We start from the raw sequence: 22173 nt of genomic DNA on the forward strand, positions 1-22173 counted from the left end.
ATCTCTCCTGTTCATGACTCTTGATTTAATCCCATTGCATGAAGCATCGTTCGGAACTTGGCTGATGTCTCCTGAAGCTCAGCTTCTGCGCTGGATTCTGCAACAACGCCAGCTCCTGCGTATAAATCCAGCGATTGATTGTCTCCAACTGCGCAGCGAATCGTGATGATCCACTCCCCGTCTCCACTCGCATCACACCAACCTACTAATCCTGTATAAAAGCCACGGTCAAATGGCTCAATGTCTTTAATCGCTTCTCTAGCAAGCTCTGTCGGTGAGCCGCAAACAGCCGGCGTCGGATGCAGGGCAACGGCAAGAGCCAATGATGAGATAGACGGATCTATTAATTCCCCCCTTATTTCGGTCGACAGATGCCACATGGTTGAAGTTTGCACAAGCGAAGGTGTAGCTGGGACATGCAAGGGATCACAGTACGGACGAAGTGCTTCCGCCACGGCTTCTATGACCAGCGCATGCTCGCGTAAATCTTTCGGGGATTGGAGAAGGGCCTGACTGCGTCTTACATCCTCCTCAGGATCTGCACTTCGTGGTGTGGAGCCAGCAAGCGGGTTAACAACGACTACGCGACCTGTTCGGGCTACGAGGAGCTCGGGGCTAGCGCCGATTAAAGTTTTATTTTCTTTGCTTGTTTGACCTTTGGTCAGATCTACCGCAAACGTATACCCATGGGTATTATGAATGGCTAAATTGTGAAGCAACTGCTGCAGATTGATGGGCTGTGGTGAGGTCAGTCTTAGGGTGCGTGCGAGCACGATTTTATCGAGTTCACCTGCGCGTAAGCGGCCTAAGGCTTTATTGACCCCCTCTACGTATACTTCTGGGGCTGGCACAGCCTCCATGTCAATTCGGCTTCCCATTGGACGCCATTGACGTTCGCTCTGTGTAAAGCTAAGCGGGCCCAGTTTCCGTGTTTCCAGAGGTACGACCAATTGCGCAGGCTGCATAGGGTCAAAAGGTACAGCGCCCACTAGCATCGGCAGGCTTTGCCCTGGTTGTTTGAGCTGAGCTAGCAAACGTGCCGCGCGTTCAGGCAGCGTTTGAAGCTCGTTCGCTCCTTCCGATCGTGGCAGCACAGCCAGCGTTCCTTGCGCAAGCAAGGTTGCATGGGGAGAAGCGAAGAAAAACGAATTCCCCGGACGGTAATCCGCTAGCAGATCCGCCGCTGTGGGCATCGTGGCTATTTGAACATTGGCATTCATGTTAATCATCCTCCTTCATTTGGTTCAGACGCCAAGTGTAGCGCCACCATCTACTCGTAAATCATGCATAGTCACATGCCCTGCACGCTCTGACGCCAAGAACAGCACGCTATTCGCGATATCGGCAGGTGTCGCTAGCTTCCCGAGTGGGATACCCGTTCGGTACGTTTGCGGAGAGCCTTCGATGGTCCGCTGTGCACCATGCTCATCCGTCCACATCCCGCGCAGCATAGGCGTATCCGTCGAGCCAGGCGATACAATATTGCAGCGAATTCCATACTCAGCAAGCTCAAGTGCCAAGCATTTGGTAAACATCGTCACCGCTGCTTTCGAGGTTGCGTACGCAGCCATGTCCATGCGAGGAATGGCTGCTGCATTCGAACTGACGGTGATAATCGTCCCTCTGCGACGAGGAATCATGCGTTCACTCACTGTACGCGAAACGTGAAAAACACCACTGAGATTAACTCCGAGTGTATGCGCCCAATCCTCGTCAGAGTAGGAAACGATAGGGCCCATACGCAGCACTCCAGCCGCATGAACAAGAATGTCGATAGGGCCCAGCTCCTGCTCGATCTGAGCAATTGCTTGCTGCACAGCCTTGCTATTGGTGACATCCAATGGATAGGCCGTCACATCAAGGCCGTGACTTGTTTGGTTGGATGCGAAGGTTTCTATGGCCGCCTTTTGGACATCGACTGCAGCTACTCGCGCACCTTGCTCCGAGAAAGCTTGAGCGACTGCTGCCCCAATGCCTTGCGCTGCGCCAGTTACGAGTACGATTTTGCCTTTAAATTCGTTAAGACTCATCGGCTCACTTACCCCCTTCGCAGGAAGCGAACAGCACGACTTACCAGTGCCGGAAGCACAGAAACATGTCCTTCGCCTTCAAACTCATAGAAATGCGCATCTAACTTTTCATTTGGCAAGAGGGCTAAGCGCTCATACAGCTCTTTGGCATTCTCGCTCATATTGCTCGGGTGATTCCTCTCTAGCTCACCTATGGTGATGAGAAGCTTATGTTGAATTTGCCCCTGCTGAAGACAGGAAGTATACTGGTCCTCCTGTTCGCGCAGCATCGCTTTGTTCCAGTGAACCGATGGACTGCCTGCAATATAGGTTTGAAACGTGTGCGGCCGTGTGAATAAGGTTTGCAACACGAAAAGTCCACCTAGCGAATGCCCAAAGACCGCTTGTTGCTTCGTATTAATCGAATAATCTCGTTCAATGCGTGGCTTAAGCTCCTCCTCGATGAAAGCCCGAAAAGCATCTGCCCCCCCGACCTGGGGTCTTGCAGCATCCTTGTTACGTACGGGTAGAGCATCAAGCACTTCTTGCGGCGTCGGCATCGTAAAATCATAAAACCGCGAGGAATCGAACGGCTCGCCTGTCGGATAGCCAATACCGACAACGACTGCCGGGTAGACACCTGTCTTCTCGGGAACGCGTGATTGTACACGCATCGTTTCAACCATCGTGGCAAAAAGCGCATTGGCATCCAGCAAATAGATGACTGGGAATCCTTCAGGCGGCGCCTCCTGCGAAGGCTTAAATACGTAAATTTGATAGGGCTGCTCTCTTGTTGCGCTGTGAAGAAGATACTGCTCTGTGTTCGGTAATGTAAAAGACTGACGGACAACTTCCCTCGAAGGCGTAGTGGTCTCGATGGATGAATGGGATAAACGGGTCATTGGGTTTCCTCTCTTCTCCTCTCGTTTCAGGTTCAACGATCAGGCTGGATCTCGTGTGTTTACGGATCGATGGATTGTCTACGGAAGTAGTAGTTGATAATGATTCTCATTATTGATTATAGGGGAAGGTAAACGCATCGACCATGAACGATATCCACATATTGGAATGGAGAATGTTCAGGTCAGCGAAGCGAGTTAGTTGATTCCTGTGAGAATATTGTGAGGGTTAGGGGTGAATAGCTCCCTCCCTGCAGTGGATTAACTGTAAAAACTCCAGCTAATTTCTATGGAATCCCTCGATTTTTATGTTTAACTGGATTTCCTACATCTATTTCTGGCGATATCAGTGAAATCCGCGACTCCGGCCCAAATTAGCTACAGGAAATCCATCTATTTGCTCGACAGCGCGATTTCCCGGCAAATTTACTGTAGGAAATCCAGTTAATCCAATCAGAGTCAATAAGCGAGGGGTAAGGGTGTACAAGTAGCTTGTTTGGAGTGTGTGTGCATGTGGTGCGTGGAACGATGTGGTCATGGGGATGTGGGGTTTCAACTAGCTTGTTTGGTGTCGGTATACATGTGGTGCTTCAAACGATGGGTGGTGGGAGTAGGCTTCAACTAGCTTGTTTGGTGTGGTAGTGCATGTGGTGCGTCAAACGATGTGGTGGTCGGAGTGAGGGCTTCAACTAGCTTGTTTGGCGTGGTAGCGCATGTGGTGCGTCGAACGTTGTGGTGGTGAGAGTGAAGGGTTTCAACTAACTTGTTTGGCGTGGTCAGTTCATATGGTGCGTTGACCGTTGTGGTGCTGGGAATGAGGGGCTTCAACTAGCTTGTTTGGTGTCGGTGTGCATGTGGTGCGTCAAACGTTGTGGTGCTGGGTGCGAGGGGCTTCAACTAGCTTGTTTGGCGGGCGGGCATGTGGTGCGTTCGAACGATGTGGTCGTGGGAGTGAGGACTTCAACTAGCTTGTTTGGTGTCGGTGTGCCTGTGGTGCGTCAAACGATGTGGTGGTCGGAGTGAGGGGCTTCAACTAGCTTGTTTGGCGTGTGTGTACATGTGGTGCGTGGATCGATGTAATAGTGGGAGTAAGGCGCTTCAACTAGTTTGCTCGGTGCCGCTCACCCCTTTCCTGCGGCAGATTAACTGTATAAACTCCTGCTAATTTCTTTGGAATCCCCCGATTTTCTTGTTTAACTGGATTTCCTACATCTATTTCTGGCGATATCAGTGAAATCCGCGACTCCGGCCCAAATTAGCTACAGGAAATCCATCTATTTGCTCGAAAGCGCGATTTCCCGCCTAATTTACTGTAGGAAATCCATCTAATCCGCCCAGAGGTGGAGGCTAGTGGAATGAACACAAAAACCGCCCCCTCCCAGGGGCGGCTCCACCACTCTCTATCGGCGATGCTTATTCCGATACAGCAGCCAAACGAAGTACGGCACGCCAATAATGGCGATAACGACGCCGACGGGCATCTCCACCGGCGCGAACGCCATTTTGGCGATGAAATCGGAGATCATCACCAAGAGCGCGCCGACAATCGCGCTGACGGGCAGCAGCCGGCGATGCGTTATGCCGACGAGTCGGCGAGCGATATGCGGCGCCATGAGGCCAATAAATCCGATGCCGCCGGAGACGGATACGCAGGCACTTACAATACCGATACTGCTCAGCAGAAGGATTGCTTTCTCTTTGTCCACAGCGGCGCCCAGCCCGCGAACGCTCTCTTCGCTCAGCTGGAACACATCCAGCACAAGAGATCGCCAGATAAGAACTGGCGTCAATATGATCAACCACGGCAGGATGGAGATAATATACTTCCAGTTCGCATTATAGATGCTGCCGGATACCCAGACGGCAACCATCTCGAAATCTTTGGCATTCATTTTGAGCGTAATGAACACGGTCACTGCAGACAAGCCCGATGCAATCGCGATCCCCGTGAGCAGAAGGCGCTGCGAATCCAGTCTCCCTTCCTTTTGGGAGAAGACATAGATCAGAAGCGCTGCGCCCAGCCCACCGACCAAGCCGACAATAGGCATGACCAGAATCGCCGCCCAGCCCGTGCCTTTCACCTTCCCTTGAAAGAAAAACAGGAAGATGACCATCGCCATCCCCGCTCCCGCATTGATACCCAGGATGCCCGGATCGGCCAAGTTGTTTCTGGTCAAGCTCTGCACAACTGTTCCCGCCATCCCTAGCCCCATCCCCACCAACAAAGCGATGACGATACGAGGTAGTCGGAACTCTAATATCACTAGATCATAATCATGTTGCGCATCAATCCGCAGCAGGGTTTTAAACACATCTTTCAACGTAATATCGAAAGCCCCATTTGTTAGGGACATATACGCCGTTAGTAACAGAAGTCCAATACCAACGAGAATCTGCAAAGCATAGTACCGATCACTTCTTTTATCGATGAGACTCCCCTCCTCGTGTGCGAATGAGATAGAGGAAGAACGGTACACCGAGAATCGCGGTAACGACACCGATCGGCATCTCGAATGGAAAATTCAAGAATCGGCTCAACACATCACACAACCCCAAGAAAACGGCACCGATCACAGCCGAACATGGAATAATCCATTTGTAATCGATTCCCGTTAGAAACCTTGTGATATGTGGGACAAGCAGGCCAACAAATCCAATTTTACCTGCAATAGCCACAGAGATACCCGTCAGTAATACGACGCTTAATGTCGTTAACAATCTGACCTGCATCGTCTTCTGCCCAAGCGATACGGCGATTTCGTCCCCTAATGAGAAGATCGTCACCGACTTGGACATCCATATGGCAAGCCCCAGACCTACAACGGCAAAAGGAACCGCCAGCATAATCAGCTGTGGATCCAGTTGATGCAGGCGTGCGTTATACCAGAAACTAATATTTTGGGAAACTTGAAAATACATCGCAATTGCCGCAGACACACTACTCAGAAACGTCCCAATTAGTGTCCCTAGAATCGCTAAACGCACAGGTGACAATCCCCCTGGTAATAGCGAAGCTAGCCCAAATACAATAACGATGCTTAGCGCCGAGCCAGCAAAAGACGCCATAATCATAGCCATCATCGAGGAATAAGGTGCAATGACCATACACAAGGTTACTGCGAATGCTGAGCCATCGGATATCCCCATGATTGAAGGGGATGCCAGATAGTTCCTGGTCATCCCCTGCATGAGAGCGCCCGACACCGCGAGGAACGCACCGACGAGCAGTGCTCCAATAACCCTTGGCAGTCTAGCGTGCATAATAATTTGATGATCGACATCGTTCGCATCAAAATGGACGAAAGCTTCAATGATACGGCTGAAATCCATGCTTTTGGCCCCATATGAGATGGACAGCACGATCGTAAAAAATATCGCGAAAGGTGCTGCCAATAAGATGAGGGTTGGTGCGGGTACTCTCCATTTCATAGCTCTACTCTCACTTTGCTTGAACTAATTTAGAGCCATTAATCGCTTCTAAGAATTTAATTTTACTGTAAGCTGTACCGCCTTGTAGTAATGGATCTACGAGATTGGTATATAATTGACCATTTTTAACGGCATTAATGTTTTTGAAGATTGGGTTGTTTTTCAAGTCTTCGAACACTTTCGGTGTATCTTTGTTCTCTTCCTCAGAGAATTCAACAATCAAGTAATCCGGGTTCATCTCAGCAAGCTTTTCGAGTGAAACGTTTTGTTGCGCTTTCGCTGCTTTCACTTCCGCCGGCACTGTTGCACCAAGCTCAGCGTAGATAGATGGATTAAAGAATACATCCTCAGGGAAGATGAATAAGCTGCCTGCACGTACGCGAATTGCCAATACCTTCTTATCTTTGAAAATAGGACCGATCTTCGCTTTCAAAGCTGCTGAATCCGCTTTGTACTTATCTAGTACTTGCTTCGCTTTATCTTGTTTGCCTGTCAATTCGCCAAGCAAATTCAAGTTATTTTCCCAATCTGTTGCAATGTGAGATACCGGAATCGTCGGGCCCACTTTGGTCATTTTCTCAATTGTCTCCGCAGGGAATTTGGTGCTCATGAGAATAACATCCGGCTTCAGCTTCAAAATCGTTTCAAGGTTCGGCTGTGCTTTCTCGCCTACGCCCTCTGCTTTATCCGTAATTGGCGCGAATACAGCTGGGAATTTGCCACCAACCGTTAGTGCACCAACTGGCTTCACATCTAGCAGCAAAGCATCTTCCAAAGACTCAAGTGCGCCCGTAATAACGAGTTTATCCACTTTTCCAGGTACCGTGTACTCTTTACCCACGTATTTGATGACTCTTGGCCCTGATGGCGTTGCTGCGGGAGCAGCTGTTGGAGCCACGGAAGCAGCCGGAGCTGTTGTACCTGCTGCTGCAGGAGCCGTTTCTGTTTTCCCCCCGCCACATGCCGTCAATCCTAACAGAACCAATGTCGTAATACCGATTGTTGCTAACTTTTTCATTTTTCTTAAATCCCCTCTCTATCCGTTACGAATGATAATCATTCTCATCAAATTATAAAAGAAGTTGCCCATGTCGAACATGGACAATATACGGAAGTTCTCATGTACGATTGTCACATAAATGCTCATGAATGTCTTGAACCATGCGCTCCATGGCATAGGCAGAGTACTCTCGCCACGGATCAGAGGAAATGAGGTGTAGGCGATTTCTGCGTACAACTTTCAGGTCCTGCCATGGGGCAGACGTACGGATTCGCTCCCAATGCTGCAATGTCTCTGACTCCTGCCGTATATTGAGAAGCAAATGATCCGCATCGAGATGGGCCAACGCTTCCAGCGTCAAACTTTGGTTATCTGCGTACTGCTCTGAGCCCAGCGGTGCCTGTAAGCCCAGATCGAGAAATACATCTCGCATCCCACGTGTCGGGAATAAGAAGAAGCTATCGCCTAATAAGCTGGCAATCAACACTTTATCATTCTGAAGCTCTTCCTGCAGTCGCTCTCGTACGAGCTTAATCTCACGGTTATAACCGTCTATCCAAACAACTGCCTCATCTAATGCACCAACAATTTGTGCCGTGGCGTGCAATTGCTCCTGCCAGCTTTTATCATACAGCGGTACAATATGAACAGGGGCAATTTGAGACAATCGCTCCTTCTCCTTCATTGCCAACTGGTCTGTGCTAATGATGTAATCCACCTGACTGTGCTCCAGTGCTTCCACGTTGGTTTCCCAATCCTCATTAAACCGGTAGCCACTCAAGTGCAAAGGGATATCTGTGCGATATTTATTATAGTAGTAGGAACTCCATTTGGGGTGTAGGGGGGCAGCGTAAGGCATGATCTTGAGTGCAAGCAATTGTCCGAGCACCGTCGATGAATAAGCGACGATTCGTTGTCGGCGATTTTTCAAATACACGGTCGGGGAGACACCAACTTCTTTCTTAAACATGCGGCTAAAATAAAACTCATCATTATAACCCACTTGGTAGGCAACATCCTTCAAACGTACATCGGTTTGCAGCATCAATTGCTTCGCCATATTCACTCGGACTTCCGTAAGGTAGTCGATGGCGGTTTTGCCGTACGTTTTTTTGAATAAACTCACGTAATATTTCGGACTAATTTCAGCCATACGTGCGAGCTGTTCAATCGTCATACTTTCCTTATAATGGGCTTCGATATAGCTCTTCGTACGATCCATAGCGGCCCGTGAGTCGGACTTGGGATTCTGACGAATATGCGTCATCACCCAATGCATCAGTTCTAGAAATAGAGACTGTCCTCGAAATCGCTCCACAGCGCTCTCACTTCTGCAGCTTGAAAATAGCTGCTCACACAGCTGAGTCAGCGTGCCCTCGATATGGACAGGCAGCTCGCCCATGAGTGGGAAATGCACCTCATCATCTGACGTATCACCCTGAATATCAAAAACAATGAGATACAACTCTGACTTCTGTCCATCACAAAAACCAACCGTTTCGCCTGGCATTAGAATATGTACAGTGTCCGGTTGCATACGAAAAGTTTCCAGATCTATTCGCAAATGGCCTTCACCTTGCTTAACAACGATCATGCAGTAAGAAGAAATAAATTGCTGAGCCAGGTTTCCCTCTTGAATGAATTGAGCAGTGCGAAATTTAAGCCATGTATGATCAAGGCAAAGGAACGTGTCTTCATCTTTAGTCAACACTTCAGACAAGGTAGCAGGCTCCTCTCTATTTATGAAAATGAGAATCATTATCAATATAAAATTTAGCACAAAAAGCGAAGGCCTGTCAACGATTTACAGACCTGAATGTGCTTAAAATATAGTTTACATCTACTCGTTCCGGACTTTTCACGTGTGCCGATGGTTTGCAGCATGTCGTTAAATAGTAGGTATTCGTGTCTTGAGCGCGGAGCAGTTCAAAGGAAGAGAGCTGCCACGCCTCGCCGCCTAATCGTTTCAACCCCTCCACACCTTCTGAGGTCAAGACTGAGAAGTCGGTAAGCGACAGCGATAGCCCTTTGCCTACAGCTTTGATATAACTTTCCTTGGCCGTCCAAATCCGATAGAAACGCAGTTGTCTCTCCCTCTCTTGAGCGCCTTCCAGCACGAAGCGATATTCATCCTCCGCAAAAAAGGATCGTGCAATCCCCTCTTCGAAGGCTTGCACGCGTTCCACATCGACGCCAACAGGTTCGTTGTCCACCAGACAAACCACCCAGTCCCCCGAGTGGGACACGTTGAAATGGTAGTTACTCACCCCGCTAAGCCTCGGTTTACCGTAGCTATTGAGCTCGAACCTGATGCTTGCATTGTCCATGTGAAGGTCCTCGACAATTCGACTACGAAGCAGCAGATCCGCCATCAATCCTCGGATCAGATCTTCTCGGTGACGAAAGCGATGCAGGCGTGCCCGCTTCTCTTCCGATATATAGGTGAGTCCTTCGGTTACCACTTCTGGAGTTATTAACGTAATTGGTAATACATATAAACGCGCGATAGCGAACACCTCATTTATGCAACAAATCATCCATGGAACCATTCACTCATTTCGATCCAATACCTGCGAATCCTCCTTTTGCACAACATGCACACGTAGAAAAGCTGTGTATCCTCTGATACACAGCTTTCACTTTTACATATAGGGTGTTTCCTCGAAGCGTTGTTTCGCTTGCTGCAATTGTTCGAAAGCCACAGGGTTTTCAGAGAGCTGCTTGTTCGACCTTACAGCCTGCACCACGTGGTACAGCAGACTTTCTGGCATATCCACATCACCGGTATTCGCTGTCAATGCAACAATCATCTTCAATTCCGGAATACCGAAGATACGTCTGCCGCCTGAACCCGAAGCATAGAAAATTTCCATTTCCTTGCGACTTCCTTTAGTTAAACCTTTGGCAAGTGATTTGGTCCACCAATAATAGCCATAAGAGCCTTGCGTACCATTACTATAATTTAAAGTTACTCGCTTCATGAATGATGTGCGAATCCAAGATTGGGGAATAATTGACTTTCCTTCCCACTGTCCTTCATTCAGATACAGCAAGCCTAACTTTGCCATGTCCTCCAGTGATAACGCCAATGCCCACGCGCCAATTGTAATGCCTTGATGATCATGATTCCATTTCACATTCGTTATGCCAAGCGGTTCGAATAACCGCGACATCGCATATTCAAACATGGACATACCCGTTACTTTTCCGATTACTGCCGCGAGTAAATGTGCGTCACCGTTCGAATAGTTAAACACCGCACCAGGTTCATGTTGCGCTGGGCGATTTAGAATATACGCTACCCAATCCGCTGCATGCATCATCTCTGTCGATGATTGTTCCTGATCATTATCCCATGAAAGTCCTGAAGTCATGCTAAGCAGATGCTTCAATTGGATCTTTGATTTTAAAGGATCATGTTCTAACTCTGGAAAAAATGTAGCCAGACGCTGTTCAATCGTCTTCAGTTTTCCCTCTGCTAAAGCAATCCCGATTAATGCTGATGTCACGCTTTTGGTAACTGATTTCATATCTTGCGGAATTTCAGGCTGAATCCCTTCTTTGCAAGCATCTGCCACCCATACACCATTCCGAATAACGGCTATACTGTGCACGCCTTGATCATGGAAAACGTCAAAAGTCTTAGCTAACGTAGCTGAGTATAATCCTTGTGCCTCAGGCGTTGATGTTGGCCAGCCATGCGTAGGCCATTGAGCCGGTGGACGGGATGTTGCTTCCATACTACTTCGAGTTGGACTAATCACATTTGTTACCACAAGATCGATCCTTCCAGTTTGGTTTTCCCCTTTTTTCTTGTAATATACAGAAAAAGTGTGAAGCAAATGTGGTGTGAATCTTAAAGAAACCTTAAAATAGCTGAAAGTTTCCTGAAAATCTGTGTTGAAAACGCTCTTATGTTACAATTTGTTGAGCAGTCACTAATACCGTTTATTCCGGAGGTTACATATGCGCAAATTTATCTTCTTCATTGGTCCTGCGGGCGCAGGCAAAACAACGATAGCAAGAGCTTGGGTGCGCCGACATGGCGGAGCTTTCTTAGATATGGATACATTACTGCGCCCCGCGGCAGAAGCGATCATGACCCTTGCTGGGCAAGATCCCAGCGATCGGGATTCGCCTTTTTATAAGCAACATTGCCGCGATTTGGGATATCGCATCACGATGGATGCGGCACTTGAACAGCTCACATTGGATCAGGATGCTATCGTGATTGGGCCATTTACAAAGGAACAGGGAGACCCGCTGTGGCTGGAAGGGGAGTTGGCTCGTATCGGAGCTTCCATACAGGATGTCCGTGTTAAGGTGATTTACGCGTATTTACCGTATGAGGATGTTTATAAGGAGCGTATTCGCTTAAGGGGCTTGGAATTGGATGTATGGAAGCTGGACAATTGGGAGCAATTCCGTTCTTCTCTGCAGCGCAGAGAAGTTACTTGGCGGATGGAACCGTCATCTCTCCTGTATTGGGATAATTCGGAGCCTTTATCGGATGCTAGGGAAGCTGAATTAGCTGCCTTTATCCTGGCTTGAATTGGGTGTATGGGAGCAAATGAAAGAACCCAGCAAACGCAATGGTTTGCTGGGTTCTTTGGTCGGTATTGGCCTTTTAATTCTTTGGCCACTCCGCATTTTGAAGCAGCTTATTAATCAATAAAGCTGTTTGTCCGCGCGTAGTTTTGGCATCCTTTTCAAAGGAGAATCCATTATTTGCATTCAAAATATTTCGTTTCAAAGTCATCGCTGCGGCATCACTTGCCCACGCATCCACTTGCCAGGATAATTCACTCATGCGCTTTACATACTGTGCACGCTCTGAATCATCCAACTTCGTAGCAGCATTAATAAATTTCAACGCATTACTGATCATCGTAACAGCTTCTTGATGGGTAATGCTTTGCGTAGGTCGGAAGGTTCCATCTTCATACCCACTAATGAGGCTAGAACTTACTGCCGTATCGACAGCTTGGCTAAACCAATCTGTCGGGTTCACATCCATAAACCCTTTATTCGTACCACTGACTGACTTTATGCCCAATCCTCTTACTAAAAGAGTTGCAAACTCTGCACGGGTTACACTCGAATCAGCACGGAAAGAGCCATCTTCAAAGCCTTGAATCACATGGCTAGCTGCTAAAGATTCTATGTCCGCTTTGGCAAAATCGTCATCTTGTACATCGGCAAACTGTTTCTGTGCTGTGTACACGGTATAGATCGAGTTTCCTTTTCTCCACAGTGTTGCATAGGCTGGTTTACCGTCTTTGTCCAAACTGATGGTTAACGGAACCGAAATCAACGTTTTGGAGGTTGGGTCCCATACGGCACCGTTCAACTTTTCACCTGCATTTAATTTAAAATCTTTAGGTAAAAGGATCACATGTCCCACATATTCAGAAAATGAATCAATCGTTGCAACAGTTTTATTATTCTCCACGAGTGAGAGCTCGTAGGATAGGGCTTTCCCTACACTTTCCCCGCCATTAGAAGATATCGTCTTCTCCAAGTTCACTTGGTCAGCCGCAGGCAACTTATCAATACTAATTCGTAGTCCCATTGAATCTTTTCCGCCATTTGCTTTCACAGCTTCTTGCAGCACATCAAAAGGGATCCGCGTGGTTCCTATAGTTGTATTGAAAACTAACATAGCATCTTCTACCTTGTTTCCAATCTCCTCTAGTAAGCCGGCATTGATTTGGAAATCATAGCCTTCCGCATTTGTCTTTAAATCGATCGGAATTTCATTTTTGCCAGCTTTGGCTTGCTCGTCCGCTAACTTCTTCAACTGATCCGAATCGATGCTAGATGTGATGCGAATCTTACCATTTTGGTTGATGATGTCCCATTTGAAAGACTCGATAGTGCCCATCGGGCCACCGCCAAATCCGCCACTTACGCCAGTTGCAGGCTCTTTATCGTAGGCTTTTTGTACTTTTAGGCTTGGTAGTCTATTCAATCGTTCATAAGAAAAATACAAACTCCCCGCTTCTTTGCCTAGCTCTGGGACACTAAAGGAAATGGTGGTCGCATTACTTGCCACTGTACCAACTAAGAAGGTATTTGATGTAGTGGCATCACCATATACACGGACAACGTCATTGGCCTGCAGTCCCGTTAGGGTTATGGTGTCCGCTGTATCGGATTTGTTGTTCGTTATACTAATTTGGCTAGCTAGTAAAGGTGGACTGTATAGATCAACTGAAGCTGGTAGACTCTCTCCTACTTGCGAAATGCCATAGACCGCAAGCTTGGTTGCACCATTCGGTATCTGGGTATTCATTGGAATACTAGATTGGTAGGTACCAATGAAATTCTTAGGCACACTCATAATTGGCTTCAACTTCTGCAATTGATCATTTACAAAATAAACTTCATAGTGCGAAAATGGTGAATTCGTTGCCGGATTCTCGGAAAAGAAATAAAAATAACCACCTATTTCACCATCTTCACCGTCTGTATCCTTGTATATAATCTGACTTATGCCATGGAGCTGTTGGTCAACTGTTACAGAACTAGCCGCTTCTCCAAGAATATTGTCTGAAAGGCTATAACGACCCAAAAGCAAATATTCATCATCTGCATTCACAGCACTGAGTTCGATAAGTTTAGCATCCGCTGGAATTTGATTATCTAGGATAGGCATACTATATTGCTGCTGTCCTTTGTTTATTTCTGGTAAAGGTCTTCCAATAGGATTAAGTCGGTTACCAAGAAATTGCACGACATAGCCTGTGATATTAGCTTCATTAACCATAGGCATCCATTTTAAAGCAGCGTTTATATGGCCGGCACGATTATCGATGTCTTCAAAGTAATCATTTCCACCAGTCACTGTGATTTTATCCCAAAATCCGAAATAATACCCCTTGGTGCCTTCCCCTTGCGCGTTCTTCCCAAAAATCCCTAATCTTTGCGCACCGCTTGGCATAGCGTAGCCCATTGGGAATTCGATTTGATAGCTCGGCAAGTCTACTCCCTGGGAAACCATTTTGAAACTACTTATCGGTATTTCTGCGATAGATTTCAACTTACTATTGTTTGCATCGACAAAATAAATACTATAGGACGTAGCAGGAGTTGGTAATGTTGATGCATCATACCACAGCACAGAGCCACCTAGATTGTCGAGCGTAAAATCTTGATCTTTAAACTGCATATCCCGAATGACGGGTGCCGGAATGGCGGCATTGCTTGTTGGATTCACTGGGCTATTAGCTGTATTATCGTAAACTTGCTTACGCCACATTTCTGTCCCTGTATGTCCGTCCAAATCTTTAGGGAATACGTCGATATACACAGCGCCTGCTGGCAATTGATTACTTGTTAGATCGACTACATATTTATGATTTGGAACATCATTCTTAGCAATGTTATAGGTTGCCCCTAAGGCTACGTCATTAGCATCCGAAAACGAGACTTGATATCCAGAATAATTTGACTCTGTACCCGCAAACCAAGACAATAAGGGATCAATTTGTCCGCGCACTGGATTCTGATCTTCAAAGGTATATGCATAGAGATTTGCACCTCCATCTATCGCACCGTTGGCCGTAACATGAATAGTGAACGCGTTTATAATGCCATTATATTTGAGTAATAAACTAGCTGTACCTAAATAGAGGGCTTTAATTTTTAGGGTTTGGTTATCCAACGAAATTGCTTTATGTCCTGCATCCGAGTAAAACAACCCTAGCATTTCATAATTCGTTATCTCTTCAACCCTACCATCATCTAGCTTATTAAATACTTTTAAATCTTTCTCTTGTCCGACACGCATGAGACTAGGATCAATCGTTAACTTCGTAGGAGCGTTAATTTGCACATTATTAAAGTAAACTCCGCTTTGGCTCACATAATTATAGAAAACGCCGCTTTGCTCGGAATATTCCCCCTTAATAAAGCCAATTTCTAGTTCAAATGAATAGATTCCCTGAATAGGTAATTTAATTTCATTTCCTCTACTTTTTGACGATAGTCTCAACTCATACCTATGATCCTTCACCAGGATTTGTGACGGTTCCAAAACAATAACATTATTCAAATAGTGTGTTGAATCTTGTGCAAGTTGCTCATAACCACTCAATCTGTTCAGATTTAATATATCCAGATATTCACCTGTGGTGACATCAAACAAATTGAAATCTGTAGCTGCTAACTGTGTAACTTCAAATGCCGCTGTATTGTTAGCCTTTGGAAGTCGAATCTTAATCGCATTTGATTCACTATTGGCTGGAGTAAAGCTGAAAAGAGTACTATCGGGAGGGATATATGTATTCGCACCAAAAGCTGATATATATTGTTGACCTACAATACGGTAATAGCCGAGATCAGTTTGATCACCGTAGTAGAGAACATTCCCGTTAGAAACAGTTTCCATGGTGAATTCCTGTGTCGTTTCTCCATCGAAAGCTACGATTTTACTAGGTGCCGTCTCTGAACTGTATCCATAATCATTGAAATTAACATTTTTTAATCTATTATTCATTTTATCAAACGGAAAGTAAGAACCCCAAAAATAATTCTCTTTAACATTATTATCATCATAAGTAATGGTTGTTACAGTACCTTGATTCGTTACATCTACAGATACCTTGGTGGGATCCTTGACATAAACGTAACCTCTTAATTTCTTATCATCCGCTGAGTACATAAAAAAACCGTGAAAAGCATAAGAAACAGTCGGTAAACTAATTTGGAGAATAAATATTACAATCAAAGCTAAACTAATCTTTCGGAAAATATCTTTCCAATTCTTCATGCCCCGAGCCACCCTCTTCATGTATGATGCGATAATAAACAAAAATGATTATACCATAAAAGATATAACCATCTAGTAAAACCAATTTATTCCTTCACCACAAATTGACTAAGTTCTTCATCTAGTTGTTGGTATAACATCTCATCAGGCACGCGATGTATGGCTTGTTCAACTTGCGCCTTGCCTTTCAAATATTCATTGCGATTCCCTGTCTTGTTTCCAAGTAATACGTACAATTTAGCCTTGTCATAGTAGACTGATGCCGCCCAGGGCATCCATTTTTGTGCAGTCGAATAATCTTGAACTGCTGATTGCAGATCTCCAGCAGCAACACTATCCTCACCTCTCGTCTGATAGTATTTCCCTATCTCCACCCAACTTGTGAAAAATATCATAGCTGCTATACAAGTAACTAGTATTGTTTTTACAAATTTGTTGGGTTGGATAACTATAGTGGCTTTATCGGGACTCTGCACCATAATGAACGCAACGAACATCAGAAAAACAGCGAATAAGAAGAGGAAACTAAAATCGAAATCAAAACCTGCATGAAGCAGCAAAACTGCGCTCGTCAGCAAAACACCTTTTATCCATATCAAAGTAGAATGATCGGTGGCAGTTTGTATGGATTTGATCAGAACAACACTGCAATACAATAGGAAAACGGCGATACCAATAAACAGCAATGGCCCAAAGATACCGATATCTAGTGCCAACTGCAAATAATGATTATGTACAAATCGAACAAAATAATCCTCTGATTGATACTGTGTTTGCAGTACACTCCACCCACCACCACCAGTTCCAAGCCACCAATGATCAGCAATCATGGATAAACTATCTTTCCAATAGATGAGTCTCATTCGAAACTCTGAGGTCTCTGGCTGAATGGTTTGGAGCCTTGACAAAAAAAAGAGGATGTCCTTTTTTAATAGCGCCGCCACGACAAAACCCAGCAGATGAGCAGTTCCTATTTGTAGCCACATGTCCCTCTTTCGAAACTCCTGAAATAAGAATAACGCCGCTATTGATATAAGCCATAGCACCCAGACAGATCTAGAAAAGGTCAGCAGGATTCCTGTCGCTTGAATAGTCATAAGAACGAAGTCGCCTTTACGCGCCTCTTTTAAATAAAAGAAAGCAGTCATGAGTAACGTGATCAGCAAAAAAATAGCTAGCGCGTTTGCATAACCAAGGGTTGATTCCAAGCGATTTTGCCTTTCCATTTGAAACACAATACCTACAACAGCAGTAAAGCTCCCTAAGTAAGGGAACCATCGAAATAGTTTCATAAATTGATCTTTGGTCAACGATGACATCATGATCGAGAATGGAAGTAGTGCTGTTATTTTAATAGCCTCGAATATGGCTTTCTCAAGATCAACCGCGACTAACGTACTTGCCCAGTACAATACAATAATAAGAAATAAACTCAAGTGTACCAGATGCAAGCGCACCTGCTTGAGAGTTAAGATAAAGGCTGAAAATCCAAGCAAAATCCAGATATTAGCGAATAAATAACTCATTTCATATAGAAATCCTTGTTTGAGAGCCCCGATCCCTACAAAGAGCAAAATGATGAAATATACAAATTTGTGAATAGTCCTGTCCTCCATTCATTGCCTGATGCCTACCCATCCATCATAAGGTACTACTGCAGAATAGTACTTATTTCATTCATCATAAACTGTTATCTTGAATGTATAAACATTTGCCCAAAATTACCACTGAGCGAAAGGGAGGTTGCTTCTTGGACATTCATAATCGATTTGAGAACTTAGAAAAGAGAGTTGACGAGCTCGAGAAAGAACTCGCACTTTATAAGCAAAGCAAACCAACTGAAAACAGAGTAAGTCATCCTAATCCTAATCTTAATCCCACTCCCAATCGCATTCCCGTTCAAGTTCAGCCCATTGCACCACCCCAACAAGCAGCTATGAAAGAAGAGACCGACTGGGAACACCTCATTGCCAGGGTATGGCTGCCGAGAATTTTTATGTTCGTACTTCTGATCGGTATCGTATGGGGATTCAAAGCGGCGGTTGACAACGGACTCCTCACTGAGCAGATGCGCTGTGCTATTGGCTATGTCGTCGGGGGGACCTTCATAATCCTCGGGTTTAAACAACACAAGGCTAATCGTCCACTGCTGTCACAAGTGTTGTTAGGCGGTTCCATCGGATTATTAATGCTAACCACCTTTGCTTGTCATCAATTGTATGAACTCATTGGAGCGCCTATTGCGTTCACACTGAATGTGTTATGGGTCGTCTTGGGCTTATGGTTTTCACACCAATTAAAATCACAATCCTTGGCGATCATAGCAAGTGCAGCAGGTGTTTTAACACCTTTCTTATTAAATAGTGACAACCCTTCCTCTCTATTTTTCGTTAGCTACGAGACGCTGTTATTTGTAAGTTTCATGATATATGCCATACGACGTACATTTGTCGGCTTATTCTATACTTCGTTCGCGCTACTCCCCTTAGCCTTGTTCCTATTTGGCCTTGGTGTACATGGGGATACCAAGATTGCAGCAATTGGGATGCTCGTACAACAAGTAGCTTTGTTAGTGTCTATCTGTTTGAAAAGCCCTACAATGAATCACCAACTTCGATTGCTGATTCCAAGTTTCGCGTTCACCGCTATTTGGTTTAAAGTGGCCTACACAGATATGCAATTCAACGTTGTGATGGTTTCCACTTGTATAGCCTATGCCTTGCTTTCCTACTGGTTCAGCAGAACAGCACACGAAAAGTTGCCCTATACCATGACAATAGCATCCTATGCTTTGCTTTTCTACTCGGCTAACTACTTCAGCGCTGATGCATTACCTGGTTTCCTATTGATTGAGGGAATTATTGCGTTGTTACTTGGTTTCATCGTGAAGTCAGTCTTACAAAAAATCAATGGAGTCATCATCTATGTAATCGCTTTTGCAACTGCATTGGGTACAGTCACCGAGGGTATGAGCAGTATCCTGTCGGTAGTCATGCTAATATGGCTGCTATTATTAGGAACCATGGCAGGTATGATTGCAATAGTTTCACATTTCGGGGTCGGCACCAACACGAAGAGCACATTAATTACGCTTAAGTATGGACTTGGGTTCCTATTCTTGTGTTTCATAACGGAAGTAACCGGAACATTGACAGATGGTTTCAGTGTGAATATCCAACACTTATGTGTTTCTACGGCGTGGCTCCTTTACGCGATTAGTGTAATTGCCTACGGACTGAAGAAAGAAGTCAAACAAATCAGACTCACTGGTATCGCTTTATTATTTCTAACTTTAATGAAGGTCATCTTGATGGATCTACCAAATGTCTCCCTGACAATCAAAGCGATTTTGTTTATTGGACTTGGTTTTGTTGGCCTTTTGTTATCTCGCTTCTTCTACAAGAAGTCATCCAACACTTGAGTACTTCCCCTAATGTTGCAAAAAAGGCGTTCACTCCATAGAGTGGACGCCTTTTTTCTTCTACTCTCGTGCTCGATCTGTGCGGAATGTCCCCGCCGGCAAGCCAAGTCCATTTACCAAATTGGCCTCCGTGTAATTCGTCCAAGCATAACGCGACTTGGCTGGCTTCGTAATCTCTGGATGCCACACTTGGACGGTGTTCCCAACGATACTCGCTTCAGCGGTCAGGTACAAACCATCCTCCGCAGCAATTTGGAAGCCGATAAGTTGCTCGTTCCCCCCAGAAAGTCCTAGTCCCCCATCTGTGTGATCAAAATGAAGCACAATCCGCCCACCTTCAATGTGCAGCTCACGGTACACGGGGCCTGAGCTCGTAAGCTCTCTCCCATAGACATGCTCTAACGCTGTTAAAGCGAGGCGCTGCCCCACGGTCCGCTTATCTCGCGGATGAATGTCATCGCGTTCCCCGCAATCTAAGGTGACGGCCATGCCCGTATGCGGGACGCGCTCATTCACGATCGCTTGGGACTCCCGAAGCAGCGGCCACGATTCACCGTCTGGTTTACCATCCGCACAGTAGGATGTCAATTGGACGAAGTGGAAAGGGAGATTGTCATTGTGCCAGAGTGAACGCCAATTATGGATAAGTCCTGTCAGCAGTTTGTCATACAGTAACGCACGACTTGCATCGCTCTCCCCCTGGTAGAATAGGAACCCCTTCAAGCCGTAAGGTACGATTTTGAGCAGCATCGTCTCATAAATGCCACAAGGCCTCATCGGATTATGAGGATTCATTGGTGGAGGCCATGGATAGCCCCCTAGTTCCTCTAACGTGGCACCCGCTGCTTTGCGCTTCTCATAATCTGCCGTCGCTTGATCATACGCTTGTTGAACACTCTCGAAAGCGACCCAATCGAAATCCTTGATCTCTTCAGCAAATGTATCCAGATACACTTGAAGTTCAGGCTGTTGTTGAATCGTCGATTCACTTACCCAACACGCAGCTGAGGTGCCGCCCCAATTGCAACCTATAATGCCAATAGGGATACCCTCCGAGGCATGAATATGTTGGGCAAAATGATACGCAACCGCCGAGAAATCCGGCACATGCTCAGGCAGCGCCTTTTTCCAGGAAGCGTTCATCGGTGTTTCTAGTGCGGGATCCTCCCATTCCACTTTGGGGACCTCAAAGTAACGAATAAGCGGGAAGCCAGCTTCTGCGATGTCCGCCTCCGCGTGACTCGTATCTTTCACCTTCCACTCCATGTTGGATTGTCCGCCAGCTAGCCAAACATCACCAAAGTACACATCTTGAACGGTTGCAAGTTGTCGTCCCTCGGAGCTGATCGTTAAGATATGCGGGCCTCCCGCTTCGGATGCTGGCAGTATCGCCTGCCACTTGCCGTCTGCGCAGACGGTTTGAACCTGTTGTCCTTGGAACTCCAAGGTCAGCTGCATCCCATCCGGGCCTGTCCCCCAGACGGGGTTCTCTTGATTTCGCTGCAAAATCACTCCTTCGGAGAAGATTGCATGCAGTTGAAAGCGGTTACTCATTATCACACCTCGTCATCTAAAATTGGTATATAATGGCTTGATTCTCTATCTCATGATACACTATTTCTTTGACGAAGAACGTCCTTTTTGCCGAGTAGGCGGAGGGCGTTTTTTGTTTTTCTTAAAGGAGGCGACGATTGCACGATGTCATTTGAACCTGCCCACAAAACATTTATGGAAGATCACCTAGCTCGCCGAGTTGGAGAACGCAAGGGACGTTTGCTCCGCGGACATAACTATGCTGAGAAACTATTTCTCCAGCAGGTGTGGTGGCCTTTATTCGAAAGCTTCGACAATCTGCATCCTGAGTATGAGATTTATGACTGGAATCGAAAATCCCAGTTTCTCGACTTCGCTTACCTCAGCCCTGGTGGACGTTTCGGGATAGAATGCGATGGTTTCCAGAGTCATATCAGAGAGATGGATCGCGAAAAGTTCAGCTATGCGCTGAATCGCGATACCTTTCTTACTGGGATGGGATGGAGAATGATCCATTTCTCCTTCGACGATATCCAGAACCGTCCCGAAGTATGCCAAATGCTGCTGCAGTTAGTGATTGGTCCCCACCTCATTCGGTCAACAACTGCAGCAACGCTGACTCCGGATGAAAAAGAAGTTCTTCGGCTAGCCTTCAACTTGAGCCGACCTATTCGCCCGAAAGACATCATCAGCCAATACGAGGTTAACTTTCGTACAGCTCGTAAGTGGCTTAATGGTCTTGTTGCAAAAGGCGTGCTGCGCAAGAAAGAGAGTGGCGGTTCCTATGCGCGATACTATGAGTTAAGCGATGGCGCTTGGCAGCGATTGTTGTGCTGACGTGAAAACATGACAGGACGATTAGAAGCTAGAGTTAGAGTTAAATTCAGTGCGAGTAAAGATGCGGGACGATTAGACATTCGAAGCCCGGATTCAGCCGTCACACTCTCGGCATGTTGCATTATGTACAATATTTTTGCCCGGAATCAGCTGTTTCGGACTTCTATGTTGCATTTCATGCAACATTATTGGCTGTTTTGGGCCTAATTGGGGTTATTCGCCTCAGAATGTTGTATAAAATACAACATCAAAGTTGTTTAGCCCCGAAAACC

General features: G+C 46.0%; 16 protein-coding genes. 4 read left to right on the forward strand and 12 right to left on the reverse strand.

The window, feature by feature from the left end:
* Nucleotides 1-11: 11 nt before the first annotated feature.
* From dhbC to GC096_RS03495, 3 genes are read right to left on the reverse strand one after another with little or no spacing between them, the layout of a single operon-like run.
* A complete protein-coding gene (dhbC, locus tag GC096_RS03485) occupies nt 12-1220 on the reverse strand; it encodes an isochorismate synthase DhbC (RefSeq protein ID WP_246302548.1) in 1209 nt (402 codons plus the stop codon).
* 24 nt (nt 1221-1244) lie between these two features.
* Nucleotides 1245-2030 (reverse strand): 2,3-dihydro-2,3-dihydroxybenzoate dehydrogenase, encoded by a 786-nt coding sequence (locus GC096_RS03490; protein ID WP_171628913.1) that lies wholly within the window; start codon nt 2028-2030, stop codon nt 1245-1247.
* An 8-nt stretch (nt 2031-2038) separates the two neighbouring features.
* Nucleotides 2039-2911, reverse strand: coding sequence for an alpha/beta hydrolase (locus tag GC096_RS03495; RefSeq protein WP_171628914.1), 873 nt, complete (start codon nt 2909-2911; stop codon nt 2039-2041).
* Between the two features lie 849 nt (nt 2912-3760).
* Here GC096_RS03495 and GC096_RS03500 point away from each other — a divergent pair.
* On the forward strand, nt 3761-3931 hold the full coding sequence (locus GC096_RS03500; RefSeq protein WP_171628915.1) for a hypothetical protein: 171 nt from the start codon (nt 3761-3763) through the stop codon (nt 3929-3931).
* Between the two features lie 377 nt (nt 3932-4308).
* On the opposite strand, the gene GC096_RS03505 is transcribed toward GC096_RS03500, so the two are convergent.
* The 6 genes from GC096_RS03505 to GC096_RS03530 all read right to left on the reverse strand — a co-directional run bounded on the left by GC096_RS03505 (nt 4309) and on the right by GC096_RS03530 (nt 11113).
* The gene (locus GC096_RS03505) at nt 4309-5337 is read right to left on the reverse strand and encodes a FecCD family ABC transporter permease (protein ID WP_171628937.1); all 1029 of its coding nucleotides are present in this window, start codon (nt 5335-5337) and stop codon (nt 4309-4311) included.
* Nucleotides 5330-6337, reverse strand: coding sequence for a FecCD family ABC transporter permease (locus GC096_RS03510; protein ID WP_171628916.1), 1008 nt, complete (start codon nt 6335-6337; stop codon nt 5330-5332). The genes GC096_RS03505 and GC096_RS03510 overlap by 8 nt, the downstream gene beginning before the upstream one ends.
* Before the next feature lie 10 nt (nt 6338-6347).
* Nucleotides 6348-7355, reverse strand: coding sequence for an ABC transporter substrate-binding protein (locus GC096_RS03515; protein ID WP_171628917.1), 1008 nt, complete (start codon nt 7353-7355; stop codon nt 6348-6350).
* 100 nt (nt 7356-7455) lie between these two features.
* Nucleotides 7456-9048: an AraC family transcriptional regulator gene (locus tag GC096_RS03520; RefSeq protein ID WP_312886178.1), complete on the reverse strand. Its 1593-nt coding sequence runs from the start codon at nt 9046-9048 to the stop codon at nt 7456-7458.
* An 85-nt stretch (nt 9049-9133) separates the two neighbouring features.
* Nucleotides 9134-9886: a 4'-phosphopantetheinyl transferase family protein gene (locus GC096_RS03525; protein WP_171628918.1), complete on the reverse strand. Its 753-nt coding sequence runs from the start codon at nt 9884-9886 to the stop codon at nt 9134-9136.
* Between the two features lie 93 nt (nt 9887-9979).
* Nucleotides 9980-11113: a serine hydrolase domain-containing protein gene (locus GC096_RS03530; protein ID WP_171628919.1), complete on the reverse strand. Its 1134-nt coding sequence runs from the start codon at nt 11111-11113 to the stop codon at nt 9980-9982.
* A 190-nt stretch (nt 11114-11303) separates the two neighbouring features.
* On the opposite strand from GC096_RS03530, the gene GC096_RS03535 reads away from it, so the two are divergent.
* Complete coding sequence (locus GC096_RS03535; RefSeq protein WP_171628920.1) at nt 11304-11888, forward strand: P-loop nucleotide/nucleoside kinase family protein; 585 nt, start codon at nt 11304-11306, stop codon at nt 11886-11888.
* A gap of 76 nt (nt 11889-11964) precedes the next feature.
* On the opposite strand, the gene GC096_RS03540 is transcribed toward GC096_RS03535, so the two are convergent.
* Together GC096_RS03540 and GC096_RS03545 are read right to left on the reverse strand one after the other, a co-directional pair.
* On the reverse strand, nt 11965-16110 hold the full coding sequence (locus tag GC096_RS03540) for an S-layer homology domain-containing protein (protein WP_171628921.1): 4146 nt from the start codon (nt 16108-16110) through the stop codon (nt 11965-11967).
* 86 nt (nt 16111-16196) lie between these two features.
* Nucleotides 16197-17636 carry an O-antigen ligase family protein gene (locus GC096_RS03545; RefSeq protein ID WP_171628922.1) on the reverse strand — a complete coding sequence of 480 codons (1440 nt, stop codon included), beginning with the start codon at nt 17634-17636 and terminating at the stop codon, nt 16197-16199.
* 224 nt (nt 17637-17860) lie between these two features.
* Here GC096_RS03545 and GC096_RS03550 point away from each other — a divergent pair, with 224 nt between their 5' ends.
* Nucleotides 17861-19531: a DUF2339 domain-containing protein gene (locus GC096_RS03550; RefSeq protein ID WP_171628923.1), complete on the forward strand. Its 1671-nt coding sequence runs from the start codon at nt 17861-17863 to the stop codon at nt 19529-19531.
* Nucleotides 19532-19591: 60 nt separating this feature from the next.
* Here the strand turns inward: GC096_RS03550 and GC096_RS03555 are convergent, their stop codons facing one another.
* The gene (locus tag GC096_RS03555; protein WP_171628924.1) at nt 19592-21085 is read right to left on the reverse strand and encodes a sialate O-acetylesterase; all 1494 of its coding nucleotides are present in this window, start codon (nt 21083-21085) and stop codon (nt 19592-19594) included.
* Nucleotides 21086-21229: 144 nt separating this feature from the next.
* Here GC096_RS03555 and GC096_RS03560 point away from each other — a divergent pair, with 144 nt between their 5' ends.
* On the forward strand, nt 21230-21901 hold the full coding sequence (locus GC096_RS03560; protein WP_171628925.1) for a PDDEXK family nuclease: 672 nt from the start codon (nt 21230-21232) through the stop codon (nt 21899-21901).
* Nucleotides 21902-22173: the final 272 nt, after the last annotated feature.

This window comes from Paenibacillus plantarum (genome assembly GCF_013141695.1).
GTDB classification, from domain to species: domain Bacteria; phylum Bacillota; class Bacilli; order Paenibacillales; family NBRC-103111; genus Paenibacillus_E; species Paenibacillus_E plantarum.

What these genes read in the sequence shown, in the direction of transcription:
- GC096_RS03495 (WP_171628914.1), bottom strand. Translation starts at nt 2,911, where the DNA reads ATGACCCGTTTATCCCATTCATCCATCGAGACCACTACGCCTTCGAGG.
- GC096_RS03510 (WP_171628916.1), bottom strand. Translation starts at nt 6,337, where the DNA reads ATGAAATGGAGAGTACCCGCACCAACCCTCATCTTATTGGCAGCACCT.
- GC096_RS03535 (WP_171628920.1), top strand. Translation starts at nt 11,304, where the DNA reads ATGCGCAAATTTATCTTCTTCATTGGTCCTGCGGGCGCAGGCAAAACA.
- dhbC (WP_246302548.1), bottom strand. Translation starts at nt 1,220, where the DNA reads ATGAATGCCAATGTTCAAATAGCCACGATGCCCACAGCGGCGGATCTG.
- GC096_RS03515 (WP_171628917.1), bottom strand. Translation starts at nt 7,355, where the DNA reads ATGAAAAAGTTAGCAACAATCGGTATTACGACATTGGTTCTGTTAGGA.
- GC096_RS03500 (WP_171628915.1), top strand. Translation starts at nt 3,761, where the DNA reads ATGTGGTGCGTCAAACGTTGTGGTGCTGGGTGCGAGGGGCTTCAACTA.
- GC096_RS03555 (WP_171628924.1), bottom strand. Translation starts at nt 21,085, where the DNA reads ATGAGTAACCGCTTTCAACTGCATGCAATCTTCTCCGAAGGAGTGATT.
- GC096_RS03560 (WP_171628925.1), top strand. Translation starts at nt 21,230, where the DNA reads ATGTCATTTGAACCTGCCCACAAAACATTTATGGAAGATCACCTAGCT.
- GC096_RS03525 (WP_171628918.1), bottom strand. Translation starts at nt 9,886, where the DNA reads ATGGTTCCATGGATGATTTGTTGCATAAATGAGGTGTTCGCTATCGCG.
- GC096_RS03545 (WP_171628922.1), bottom strand. Translation starts at nt 17,636, where the DNA reads ATGAGTTATTTATTCGCTAATATCTGGATTTTGCTTGGATTTTCAGCC.
- GC096_RS03540 (WP_171628921.1), bottom strand. Translation starts at nt 16,110, where the DNA reads ATGAAGAATTGGAAAGATATTTTCCGAAAGATTAGTTTAGCTTTGATT.
- GC096_RS03490 (WP_171628913.1), bottom strand. Translation starts at nt 2,030, where the DNA reads ATGAGTCTTAACGAATTTAAAGGCAAAATCGTACTCGTAACTGGCGCA.